This is a genomic window from Xanthomonas euroxanthea, from assembly GCF_900476395.1.
In the GTDB taxonomy this organism is placed as follows: Bacteria; Pseudomonadota; Gammaproteobacteria; order Xanthomonadales; family Xanthomonadaceae; genus Xanthomonas; species Xanthomonas euroxanthea.
The window spans coordinates 352,764-365,693 of sequence record NZ_UIHB01000006.1 but is presented as its reverse complement, the minus strand read 5'-3'; the positions used below and the strand labels follow the sequence as shown (position 1 = coordinate 365,693).

General features: G+C 67.8%; 5 protein-coding genes. All 5 read right to left on the bottom strand.

Features of this window, described 5'->3' with window-relative positions:
- Positions 1 to 10 precede the first annotated feature (10 nt).
- The 5 genes from gspG to CPBF1521_RS18900 all read right to left on the bottom strand — a co-directional run bounded on the left by gspG (position 11) and on the right by CPBF1521_RS18900 (position 12,483).
- On the bottom strand, positions 11 to 442 hold the full coding sequence (gene gspG, locus CPBF1521_RS18920; RefSeq protein WP_024939118.1) for a type II secretion system major pseudopilin GspG: 432 nt from the start codon (positions 440 to 442) through the stop codon (positions 11 to 13).
- Positions 443 to 565: 123 nt separating this feature from the next.
- Entirely contained in the window at positions 566 to 1,783 is a 1,218-nt protein-coding gene (gene xpsF / locus CPBF1521_RS18915; RefSeq protein ID WP_104585582.1) for a type II secretion system protein XpsF, read from the bottom strand.
- A 175-nt stretch (positions 1,784 to 1,958) separates the two neighbouring features.
- A complete protein-coding gene (gene gspE, locus CPBF1521_RS18910; protein ID WP_164740086.1) occupies positions 1,959 to 3,686 on the bottom strand; it encodes a type II secretion system ATPase GspE in 1,728 nt (575 codons plus the stop codon).
- 129 nt (positions 3,687 to 3,815) lie between these two features.
- Positions 3,816 to 5,699, bottom strand: a complete 1,884-nt coding sequence (locus tag CPBF1521_RS18905) for a diffusible signal factor-reguated S8 family serine peptidase (protein ID WP_115677969.1) — start codon at positions 5,697 to 5,699, stop codon at positions 3,816 to 3,818.
- 223 nt (positions 5,700 to 5,922) lie between these two features.
- Entirely contained in the window at positions 5,923 to 12,483 is a 6,561-nt protein-coding gene (locus tag CPBF1521_RS18900) for an ESPR-type extended signal peptide-containing protein (protein WP_115677916.1), read from the bottom strand.
- Between the last annotated feature and the right edge of the window lie 447 nt (positions 12,484 to 12,930).

Here is a 12,930-nt window from a genome sequence, read left to right as displayed (position 1 = left end):
GGCGAGCGGCTTATTGGTACTTGATGTCCGCGTCGTAACTGCTGCCACCGGGGCGGCCGTCCTTGCCCAGGCTGATCAGATCGAACGGCTGGCCATCGCCGGGCGCGCGGTATTCGATGGTGTGGCCCCACGGGTCGTTGAGTTCAGCCGGCTTGGCGTACGGGCCAAGCCAGCCGCTGCTGCCGCCGGGCTGGGTGACCAGGTCATCGAGCTTGCTCGGCAACTTGCCGGTGTCGAGCTGGAAATTCTCGATCTTGCCGGCCAGGGTCTGGATCTGCGACTTGGCCAGATTGGCCTTGCCGCGATCGGCACCACCGAGCACACGGCTGCCGACCAGGGTCAGCACCGCGCCGATCAGGACGATGACGATGATGATTTCCAGCAGGCTCATGCCGGCCTGGCCTGCACGCGATGGGCTACGGGTGATGGAGCGCTTGATCATGAACGATTTCCTTGCACGTCGATGAAAGATGCTGCCGCCAGAAGATGACACAGCGGCCATTGCAATGGTTCCCGCATGGGTGTCGCGCGGTCGCCGGAACGTTGTTGTGAATCCACCGCCACGTTATCCGATGGCATTGGTCAGGTCATACAGCGGTACCAGCACCGAGATGATGACAAGCCCCACCACCGAGGCCAGCACCAGCGTGATCAGCGGCACCAGCGCGGCCAGCGCGCGGTCGATGGCCTGCGCGGTTTCCAGCTCGAAGGTGTCGGCGGTCTTGAGCAGCATCGTGTCCAGCGCGCCCGATTCTTCGCCGACCTGGATCATCTGCAGGGCCAGCCGCGGGAAGCGCTTGCCGCGTGCCAGCGCCATCGCCAGGCCATGGCCGTTCTTGACGTCGTCGGCGGCGGCATCGACATCCTCGACCAATGCCAGGTTGGACATCACGTTGCGCGCAATGCCGATCGCTGCCAGCAGCGGCACGCCGTTGCGCAACAAGGTGCCCAGGGTCCGCGTCAGCCGTGCGGTTTCCAGGCGCGCGATCAGGCTGCCCACCACTTTCTGCCGCAGCAACCATTCGTCCAGCGCGGCACGGAAGGCGGCATTGCGGCGTTTGCGATCCAGCCACAGCCCCAGTACGCCCGGCACCACGATCAACACCACCCACCAGTCGCGCACCAACAGGCCCACGCTCAACACCGCCTGGGTGAACCACGGCAAGGCCACATCCAGGCTTTCGTACATCTGCGCGAACTGCGGCACCACATAGCCGAGCAGGAACAGCAGCGCGCAGCCGACCACCGCCAGCAGGATCGCCGGATAGATCAACGCGTTGATCACCTTGCCGCGCAGCGCGCGGCTGCGCTCCAGGTAGTCGGCCAGGCGTTGCAGCGTGTCCTGCATGCTGCCGCCGGCTTCGCCGGCGCGCACCATGTTGATGTAGAGCTTGGAAAACAGCCCGTGCTGGCGTTCCAGCGCCGAGGACAGCGGCGCGCCGCCACGCACGGTGTCGCGCACATCGCCGATCACGCGCCGGCTTTTGTCGTCTTCGGGCAGATCCATCAGGATCGACAACGCGCGATCCAACGGCTGGCCGGCACCGATCAGCGTGGACAACTGCTGGGTGAACTGCACCAGCGCGGCGTTGTCGAACGGCTTCTTGCGCAACAGCATGCGCAGCGACGGCGAATCGTTTTCGCCGGTGGCCAGGCGTGTTTCCACCGGCAGGTGGCCCTGCTCCTGCAGGCGCAGCGCAACGTCGGCGTCGCTGGCCGCTTCCATCTGGCCATCGAGCATTTCGCCGTGGGCGTCGAGCGCCTTGTAGCGGTACAGGGGCATCAGGCTGGAAGGCCGGGAGTGGGGAATCGGGAATCGGGAATCGGGCAACGCACGGTGCTGCGCTGTGCTGGCGCGACTGCGCGCATCTGCGCGTGCGCGCACCGCAGTGCCAGGACGCTGCTTTGGTTATCTTCCGATCCTGAGCATCCGATGCTCGTTGTGGCTCCCTTGACTCTCACGCATCCTCCGTCACGCGCAGCACTTCTTCGATGGTGGTTTCGCCGCGCAAGGCCTTGGACAGGCCGTCTTCGTACATGGTGCGCATGCCGGCCTTGCGGGCCAGTTGCTCGATCTCGCCCATGCCGGCGCGACGCATCACCGCGCGCCGCAATTCGTCGTTCATGACCAGGAATTCGACGATGGTGGTGCGGCCGAGGTAACCGGTCGGCGCGGCGGCAGAGGCGCGCGGGCGATACAGGTAGATCTCTCCGTCCGGCTGCAGCCGGCGCAGGTTGAAGCGTTCGACTTCTTCCGGCGATGCCGGATAGCGCTCGGCGTTGGCCAGGTCGAGTTTGCGCACCAGCCGCTGCGCCAGGATGCCGTTGATGGTGGAGGTGAGCAGATAATCCTCCACGCCCATGTCGAGCAGGCGGGTGATGCCGCCGGCCGCATTGTTGGTGTGCAGCGTGGACAGCACCAGATGGCCGGTGAGCGCGGACTGGATCGCGATGCGTGCGGTTTCCAGATCGCGCATTTCGCCGATCATGATGATGTCCGGATCCTGGCGCACGATGCTGCGCAGCGCGTTGGCGAAATCCAGCCCGATCTGCGGTTTGGCCTGGATCTGGTTGATGCCTTCGATCTGGTATTCCACCGGGTCTTCGACGGTGATGATCTTCACGTCGGAGGTATTGAGCTGGCTCAATGCGGTGTACAGCGTGGTGGTCTTGCCCGAGCCGGTCGGGCCGGTCACCAGCATGATGCCGTGCGGTTGCTCCAGCACCTTGCGGAACTGCGGCAGAAACTCTTCGGTGAAGCCGAGCTTGTAGAAGTCGAACACCACCGTCTCGCGATCGAGCAGACGCATCACCACGCTCTCGCCGTGCGCGGTGGGCACGGTGCTGACACGCAGGTCCAGCTCCTTGCCCTGCACGCGCAGCATGATGCGGCCGTCCTGCGGCAGCCGGCGTTCGGCGATGTTGAGCTTGGCCATGATCTTGATGCGGCTGATGACCGCGGCGGTGAGCTTGGCCGGCGGGCTTTCGCCTTCCACCAGCACGCCGTCCACGCGGTAACGCACCTTGAGCCGGCTTTCGAACGGTTCGATATGGATGTCCGAGGCGCGCAGCTCCACCGCGTGCTGGATCACCAGGTTCACCAGGCGAATCACCGGCGCCTCGGACGCCAGGTCGCGCAGCGCTTCGATATCGTCGCTACTGTTGGCATCGCCATCGGCGGTTTCCACGATGGTGCCCATCGCGCTGCGGCCCTGGCCGTACCAGCGCTCGATCAGATCGTCGATTTCCGAGCGCAGGCCAACCTGCAGGAACAGCGCACAGCCGGTGGCAAGCCGCACCGCGTCGATCGCGTAATCGTCGTAGGGATCGGCGATCCACAGCTCCAGCCGGCCATCGCGTTCGCCGACCGGGCACAGATGGAATTGCTTGAGGAAGCGTAGCGACAGCCCCTGCACTTCCGGCAGCATCTCCGGCGGGGTATCGCCGAGCTGGCGGGCATCCACCAGCGGCAGACCCAGCACATCGGCGCAGGTCTCGGCATGATCGCGTTCGGATACCAGGCCCAGACGGCCGAGCAAGGCCAGCAGGCCCATGCCGGATTCGGTCTGCAACTGGCGCGCGCGCAGCAGATCGGTGTCTTTCAGGCGACGGCGTTCAAGCAGCGCCTCGACGATGCGCGTCTCCGCACTGCGATGCTCAATTGGATCGACGGCAACCGCGTTCACACTCGTCTCCACTGGTCCGGCGCCGACTGTAGCAGTTTGCCGCGACGATCAACCGCACGCATCTGAATCGCCCTGAAAAACGATGCCCCCGGTGATTGGCCGGGGGCATCGGTCACACTATCTGCGTACTTACTGTCGTGCAACGAGCGTCAGCTTCGCGTAGTCGCCAGCGCCCACCAGCTTGATGTAGTAGGTGCCTGCCTTGGGAGCAGTGAAACGCACGGTTTCGCTGTTGCCCGGGCGGGTCGACTTGGCGTCGTAACTGGTCGCGCTGGGTTCGGCTTCATGGCTGACGTACACCGACACATCGCCGGTGCCGCCGTAGGTCATGAAGCTGAGCACGGCCCCGGCCTTGGCTTCGAAGCTGTACAGCGTGGCGCTGCCGGCGGGACCACTCAGGCCGGTCAGCGGGGCCTTGTTGGTCAAGGCAATGGCGGTCGGCGCGCAGCTTTCGGTGGCCGGATCGCAGGGCTCCACCAGCACCGCTTCCAGCGCGGCCTTGGCATCGACGATGCCGCTGCCGATCGGGGTGCTGGCCGGCGGCGTCACCGGGAAGCGGCGGCTGGTCTGCTTGAGCAGGGCTTCCACTGCGGCCGGAGTCAGCGGGCCATCGCCCAGGCCGATCGCCGCGCTCTGCACCAGGGCGACGACACCGGCCACGTGCGGCGATGCCATCGAGGTGCCGCCTAGTCCCATATAGGTATAGGTGCCCGAGGTCGGCGTGGTCGCACCGGTATAGCCGGCCTGCCAGATGTAGCCGCCCGGATTGCCGTCCACGCTGCCACCGCCGCCCGGACCGGACAGGTCCACCTTGCTGCCGTAGTTGGAGTAGTAGGTGATGCCGCCGGTGATACGCGTGGCACCCACGGTGATGGTGTTGTTGCAGCTGGCCGGCGAATGGTTGGCCGCGTCTTCGCCGCTGTTGCCGGCCGCCACCACCACGGTGGTGCCGCGCGAGACGGCGCCGTTGATTGCCAGCTGGGTGGCCGAATCGCACGGCTCGCCGCCGCCCAGGCTCATGTTGATCACCTCGGCCGGGTTGGTGTTGGCGGGCACGCCAGCAACCGTACCGCCGGAGGCCCAGACGATCGCATCGGCGATGTCGGAGGTGTAGCCACCGCAACGGCCGAGCACGCGCACCGGCAGGATGGTCGCCTTCGGCGCCACGCCGGCCATGCCGACGCCGTTATTGGTCGCTTCGGCCACGGTGCCCGAGACATGGGTGCCGTGCCAGGAGCTTTCCTGTGCCACCGAGCCGTCATAGCAGACGTTGTCGGCCTCTTCCCAGTCGCCGTAATCCAGCGCGCCCGGTACCCGGGCATCGGTGGGACGACGCGAGACTTCGGCATCGGTAATGAAGTCGTAACCCTGTAGCAGGTTGCCGGCAAAGTCCGGATGGCCCGGCAGGATGCCGGTATCCAGCACCGCCACCACCACGCCGGCGCCCTGCGACAGATCCCATGCGGCCGGCGCATTGATGCCGCCGTTGGGGTTGCTCAGATGCCACTGGTACTGCGCGTACAGCGGGTCATTGGGTACCAGCTGCGGGGTCACGTCGGTGGTGGCGACGCTCTTCTTGATCTCGACCGGGCGCAGCATGCGATCGATCTGCACGTCGGCCACGGACGGGTCGTTCTTGAGCTCGACCACGACCTTGTCCACCTGTGCGGTGGTCAGCGTGCTGGACAGCTTGATCAGGTCCGAGCCGATGCCGAGCTTGCGCACATACGTCGCCTTGGCGGCGGCTGCGCTGCTGCGTGCGCCAGTGCTCGCACCGACACGGCCGACGGCGGCCTGCACCGCGCTCAGCTTGCTGGCGCGATCGGTCGCGGCGGCGGTGTTGTCCTTGTAGCGCACGATCAGGCGGCTACTGAACGCAGCGCCGGCCGATGCTGCCTGGGTCGGTTCCTTGACCAGCAGTTGCGGGGCAGCAGCGAGCGTGCCCGATGCACCGAGCGCCATCATCAAGATGGCGCCGGTCAGCGGGGAGAGACGGAAATTCTTGTCGATCACGGTGAAGTCCTCTTCGTGTTTTTCGTCGATCAGCTGGGAGCGGCTTTCGAAACTGCTGCGCAACTGCGGTGCAGCTCGCTGCGTTTGATCAGCCACTCCTGGTAAGGCCATCACTCCATCGAATCCGTTGGCCGGCCCAGCCACGGTCCTTGCCCGCCCCCTCGGGCCTTGCTCTGGCGCGGCGGCGCACACCGGCGCCGGCGCGTGTCATGCACCCAGCGGGTTACCAGCCGAAGCCGGCACCCACACCGATCGAACTGTCGTCACCGCTGAGTGCGCCGCCCACCGTCAGCGTGGCGCGCGGGCTGATCGCACGCTGGTAGCCCACCGACAACGCCGATTCGCCGTTCTGGAAACCGACGCCGGCACCGACGCGGTTCTGCGTGGCGATGCCACCGACGCTGGCGGCCATGTTCAACATCGCCGAGCTCATCGCACCCTGCCGGTCCAGGCGACGGTTCTGCCGGCGCAGACGGTCCTCGATGTCGCCCTGGTAGGTCTCGAAGCTGTCGGCCATCGCGCTGTAGCGGCTGTCGGTATAGCTGTTGGCCGCAGCGACGCCGTTGTCCAGCTGGCCCTTGTTGACCGCGTCGGTGGCACGCGTGCCGGCGGCCACATTGGCCACCTGCCGCTCGCCGCCGACGCTGCCCACCGACACCGTGTTGGCACGATCGGCCACCGACCCCTGACCCAGGGCCACCGCACCTTGTGCGCTTGCCCGTGCACCCTGTCCGATCGCCGTGCCGGAGGCCGCGCTGACCTGCGCGCCTTCGCCCATGGCCACCGCATTGGTCGCCACCGCGGCAATCTGCGTATTGGCGCCGACCGCGGTGCTGCCGTCGGCATTGACGCGTGCATTGCTGCCGATCGCAGTGTCGTTGGGGCCATGCGCATACGCGCTGCCGCCGATCGCCGTGCCGGTCACGTGGTTGGCCACTGCCGCCGTGCCGACGGCGGTGGACGTTGCGGCCGGGGTGATGCTGCCGACCACCGCTGCGGTCGGCGTGCCCTGCACGCTGGCGCCGGTATCGGCGACAGCGTTGCTCGATGCAGTCACTGCACTGGTGGCAACAGCCGGCACCGCTGCGGTGCGCAGCGACAACGTGCGTGCCGCAGTACTGGCCGTTGCACTACCGCCACGCGCGTCCAGCTCGGTGACCTTGCTGTCCAACGCGGTCAATGCCGCACCGACGTTGTTGTAGCTGGCACCCTGGATCACGTAGGTCGGCGCGACGAACACGCCTTGCGCACCGATCGCCGCACCACCGCCGAGGAAGCTGGCAGCGTTGCTCAACGACTGGAACAACTGGCCGCCGTTGACTGCATCGGTGCTGGCACTGGCAATCGCGCCGCTGCCGACATTGACGATGCGACGCGTGGCCGGGCCGCCGCGGCCATCGCCGCTACCGACCGACACCACGTTGGCGTCGTAGGTACGCGAACCCGAGCCCAGCGCTACCGAATCGGCACCGCTGGCACCGGCATTGGCACCCAGCGCCACTGCGTTGGCACCGCTCTGGCGCACGAAGGAGTTGTAGCCCAGCGCCACGCCGTTTTCGCCGATGGAATTGGTCTGCCGGCCCATCGCGGTGCTGTTCACGCCACTGGCGCTGCTGTCCACGCCCATGGCGCTGGCGCCGGTGGCCGAGGCGCGGCTGCCGGAGGCGATCGCCACGCTGCGTGCGCCGCTGGCGGTTGCGCCGGCACCTGCGGCGGTGGCGCGATCACCGGTCGCGGTGGCCACCCCTTCGCCGGTGGTCTGCACCATGCCGGTGGTGGTCTGCACATCGGCCGCCAGCGCATCCAGCTGGCCCTTGTTGACCGCATCGGTCGCCGCCTGGCCGTCGCTGACATTGACGATACGGCGGGTGGCCGGGCCGCCGCGGCCATTGCCGCTGCCAATCGACACCGTGTCGGCTTCGTCGCTGCGCGAGCCCGAGCCCAGTGCCACCGAATCGGCACCGGTTGCACCGGCATTGGCACCCAGGGCCACACCGTTGACCGCGCTCTGGCGCACAAACGAGTTGTAGCCCACCGACACCGCGTTCTCGCCGATCACGTTGACCTGTCGGCCGACGCCTGTGCTGTTGATGCCGGTCGCCGATGCATCCACGCCGACCACGCTGGCACCGACCGCATCGGCGCGGCTGCCCCCACCCAGGGCCAGCGTGTTGTCGGCAAGTGCCGCCGCGCTCTGACCCAGCGCGGTGGCATTGACGCCGTCGGCATAGGAATTCCAGCCGATCGCGGTGGTGTAGTCGGCCGTGGCCCAGGCACCTGCACCGAATGCAGCAGCGCCGGTGCCGGTGGCACGCGCCGGGATGAAGCCGAAGAACGTGCTGCCGCCCACCGCCACGCTTTCGTCGCCGGTGGCTTCGCTGAACTCGCCCACGGCGACCGCGCTTGCACCGGAGGCCAGCGATGCGGCACCGACCGCGGTGCTGTAGTCGCTCGAGGCCACCGCGCCGTAACCCAGCGCCGACGACAACCGGCCGCTGGATTCGCTGTAGCCACCGAAGGCGGCGCTGCCGACATTGGAGGCGGTGCTGCGGAAACCGGCCGCCGTGGCCTGGTTGTCCGATGCCACTGCCTCGCTGCCGAGCGCGGTGGTATAGGTCGAAACCGCTTGCGCGCCGGCACCGTTTGCGGTGGCGCCGACATCGCTGGCCAGGGCATTGCTGCCGACCGCGCTGCTGTTTTCGCCGGTGGCCTGGGCATTGTTGCCCACCGCCGCCGCGCCGATGCCGCTGGCCAGTGCGCTCACGCCGACCGCCGTTGCGTTATCGACCACCGCCTGCGCGCCTGCGCCCAACGCCGTGGTGCCGGTGCTGGTGGCATTGGCGCCCTCGCCTGCAGCCAGCGCGTTGTCGCCATCCACATAGGCGCCGGCATCGCTGTCGGCGCTGCCGCTGGCCTGGAAGTACTTGCTGGTGGATTGCGCGGTTTCGGCCACGGCGTTGAGCTGGTCCAGATTCACCGCATCGGTGCCCTGCGTACCGGCGGCCACGTTGGTGATCTGACGCTCGTTACCGGCGCTGCCCACCGAGACCGCAAAATCGCGATCGGCCACCGAATCGGCGCCCAGCGCCACGCTGCTTTCGCCGGTGGATTCGGCGAAATTGCCGAGTGCGGTGCTGTTGAGGCCAGGCGCCCATGCAGCGCCGCCGAGCGCGGTGGAGAAGTCGCCGGAGGCTTCGGTCGGCAGCAGGCCGAGCAAGGCGCCACCGACCGACACGCTGTTGTAGCCGCTGGCCACGCTGCCCTGGCCGGCCGCGACGCTGTAGTCGCCGGTTGCGGTGGCATCGCCACCCACGGCCACGGTACTGGAGCCGCTGGCGGTGCTGAAATTGCCCAGCGCGGTGCTGTTGAACCCGGTCGCGCTGGAATAGCCGCCCAGGGCGGTGGAGTAGTTGGAGGTGGCCTCGGCGCCGAAGCCGAACGCCGCCGCGCTGGTGCCATCGGCCACGCTTTCCGCGCCGACCGCGGTGGCCGAATCGCCACTGGCGCTGGCGAAATAGCCCACTGCGGTGGTTTCGCTGCCATCGGCCACGCTCAGCGTGCCGGCCGCCAGCGACCCATCGCCATAGGCGCCTGCCGCCGCACCCAGCGCGGTGCTCTGCGCGCCGGCGGCTTCGCTTTCGCCACCCACGGCCACGGCATAATCACCGCTGGCCTGGCTGAAGGCGCCGCTGGCCACACTGCCGTATCCGCTGGCGGCGGCGTTGTAGCCGGCCGCATTGGCGTACTGCGCGGTGGCGCTGGCACCGCTGCCGATGGCGACCGTGCCGATCGCGGTGGCCTGGCTGCTGGAGCCGAACGCGCTGCTGTAATCGCCATCGGCGGTGGCATTGGACCCGGCCGCGATGGCGTCCTCGCCCTGCGCATCGGCGGTGCCGGTGCCGGTACCGGTAAACAGGCGCGCAGTGGCTTCGGCGGTCTCGCCGACCGCGTTGAGCTGGTCCAGGTTCACCGCGTCGGTGCCTTCGGTACCGGCGGCGACATTGGTGACCTGGCGCTCGCCACCGACGCTGCCCACCGACACCGTATTGGCGCGATCGGCAACTGCGCCGGCGCCCAGCGCTACGCTGTTTTGCGCGGACGCAAGCGCGTTGCTACCGATGGCCACGCTCTGCGCGCCATCGGCCTGCGCTTCCCAGCCCAGCGCAGCGCTTTCATCGCCTACCGCGGCAGATTCACTGCCAAGTGCAATGGCACGCGCGCCCCACCCGTTGGCGAACGCACCCATCGCCACCGAGGCGGTGTCGGCGGCGAAGGCATTGGGGCCCACTGCGGTGCTGTCGTAGCCATAGGCCGAACTCTCGATGCCGATCGCGGTGCTGCCATCGCCCCAGGCGACGCTGGCCCTGCCCAGCGCAGTGGCCGAGCCGCCGTTGGCGATGCTTTCATAGCCGATCGCTGTCGAGTAGCGTCCGTTGGAGATGCTGTTGCCGCCGACGGCGGTGCTGAAATATCCCGATGCATTGCTGTCGCCGCCGAGCGCGGTGGCGTAGTCGTCACCGGCGCTGCTGTTGAAGCCCACCGCCGTGGCATTGGCGATGCTGGCGTTGGCATTGCTGCCGACCGCCGTCGTGCCCAGCGCGGAGGCCTGGCTGCTCGCACCGAGCGCAATGCTGTCGTCGCCCGACGCGTTACTGGCGCCACCCAGCGCAACGGTGCGCTCGCCGAAGGCACTGCTGTTTGCGCCGATCGCAGTGGATGCGCTACCGCCGGCGGCGGCATTGGCGCCGAAAGCGGCGCTGTCATCGCCGAACGCGACGCTTGCACCGCCCACGGCCGTACTGGTGTCGCCGAAGGCCACACTGCCCGCCCCCAGCGCAGTGGAGTCGGCGGCGTTGGCGATGCTCTCGTAACCCAGTGCGGTCGCGCCGCTGGCGGTGGCCTGGCTTGCGCCGCCCACTGCGGTGCTGGACTCGCCCGACGCGCTGCTGGTGGCGCCAAGCGCAGTGGCGTTGTCGGCGACTGCATTGCTGTTGAAACCGAGCGCGCTTGCATTCTCGCCGGTCGCGATGGCGCCGCTGCCGAGCGCGGTGCTGCCCTGCGCGGATGCCTGGCTGGTCGAACCGAATGCAGCGCTGTAGTCACCCGTTGCCGATGCGTTGGAACCGGCCGCAACACTGTCGATGCCTTCAGCAATCGCGGTGCCATCGCCGGTGGCCACGAACGTGCGCGCGGTGGTGGAAGCAACGTCGGACACGGCGGTGAGCTGGTCGAGATTGACCGCATCGCTGCCTTCGGTACCGGCGGCGACATTGGTGATCTGGCGCTCATCGCCGGCCGCGCCAACGGACACGGTGTTGGCGCGCGTGGCAATCGAATTGGCGCCCAACGCAACCGAGTTGGCGCCGCGTGCGGTGCTGTAGTAACCCAGCGCCGTGCTCAGCTCGCCGCTGGCCCAGGATTCCGGGCCGACTGCCGTGGCACCTTCGCCGGGTGCATAGGCGAAGTAACCCACGGCGGTGGCTTCGGTGCCGGAGGCTTCACTGAGCACGCCGACGGCGGTGGTGTAGGTACCCGATGCGATCGCCCCGGCGCCGAGCGCGGTGGACGCATCGCCGCTGGCCTGGGTCTGCACGAAGAAACCCAGACCCGGGACGTAATCGACCGGACCACCGACTGCGGTGCTGCTGGTGCCGCTGGCGCTGGTCTGCGTGCCCACGGCGGTGGCGTAATCGCCTGCCGCATTGGCAACCGCACCGAACGCGGACGACTGCGCACCGGCCGCATACGCGCCGACGCCGAACGACGAGGCCGCGAAGCCATCGGCATTGGCGCTGGCGCCGACCGCGGTTCCGCCGACGCCGGCACTGGTGGCACCGGTGGTGACCGGCACGCCGCCGTTGGTGACCAACGGCTCGCCATCTTCGTCGACCGCAGCGCCGCCGACGGCCACGCTGCCGGGGCCGTTGGCCTGCGCGTTATGGCCGAATGCCGCGCTGTTCTGCCCGGAGGCGAGCGCATTGGCACCGACCGCGGTGGCATTGTCGGCCACCGCATTGGCACCGGTTCCCAGCGCAGTGGTCGCCGTGCCCGTGGCATTGGCGGCATCGCCGGCAGCCAGCGCGCTGTCGCCATCGACATAGGCGCCGACGCTGTCTTCGCCCGGGGTCGCCTTGAAGAACGTGGCGGTGTCTTCGGCCACGTCGGCCACGTCGCGCAACTGCGCCACGTTGACCGCGTCGGTGGCGTTGACGCCGGCGCTGACGTTGGTGATGCGGCGCGTGGCCGGGCCACCGCGGCCATTGCCGCTGCCGACCGACACCACATCGTCCTCGTGGGTGCGCGAGCCTGCGCCCAGCGCCACCGAGTTGGCACCGGTCACGCCGGCGTTGGCGCCCAGCGCCACGCCGTTTTCGCCGCTCTGGCGCACGAAGCTGTTGTAGCCAATGGCCACTGCGTTCTCGCCGATCGCATTGGTCTGGCGGCCGATCGCGCTGCTGTTGACGCCGCTGGCGCTGCTGTCGGCACCGGTGGCGAGCGCGCCGGTCGCGCTGGCGCGACTCCCGGCGCCGATGGCGGTGGCGTTGGCGGCAGGTGCCGACGCACCGCGACCGACTTCGACCGATTGCGCCACTGCGGAAAGGGGGATGGCGATGCCGGCGCTACCCAGCGCCAGGGCGATCGCGGCAACCAGGCAACGGCTCTGGCGGCGGTCGATGAATGCGGCGGTGCTCACTGCGCCCGGGCTGTCGCCGCTGGCCAACTCCGATGCCACGGCCCACACGCCTAACGATTTGTTCCAGACCTTGCGATAAATCCGATTCATCGACGCCCTGCTCCTGAATGTTGGGACTGGTTTTTTTGACAAACACCCACCGTCGCGAGGCCGTCAGCCACTGCGATCCCCGTGGTGATTGGCGCCATGGGCCAACTGGCGGTGCGCGGAAAGCGGCACCCTGGATAGTCAAAAAGTGAACGCTACCCAACCATAGAACTGAGCGAAGTGTTAACAGCGGTCAAATCGGGCGTCAAGTTTTTGACAGAAAGCGAAGCTGAGCGTGCTTTTCATCACACTTCGGCTTGCGTTTATTAGTTTTTTGATAATTCTTTGGAAAACAGCGATCTAGATCATGTCCCGCGAGACATTTGAAAGCTGAATACGGATGTCTGCAGCAGACAAAAAAGCCCGCTGGCAGGACGCCAGCAGGCTTGGTTGCGCAAAACCGCGCGCGAAACAGGTCAGGAACCGCGCCAGCGCGTCCCGCGCCGACGC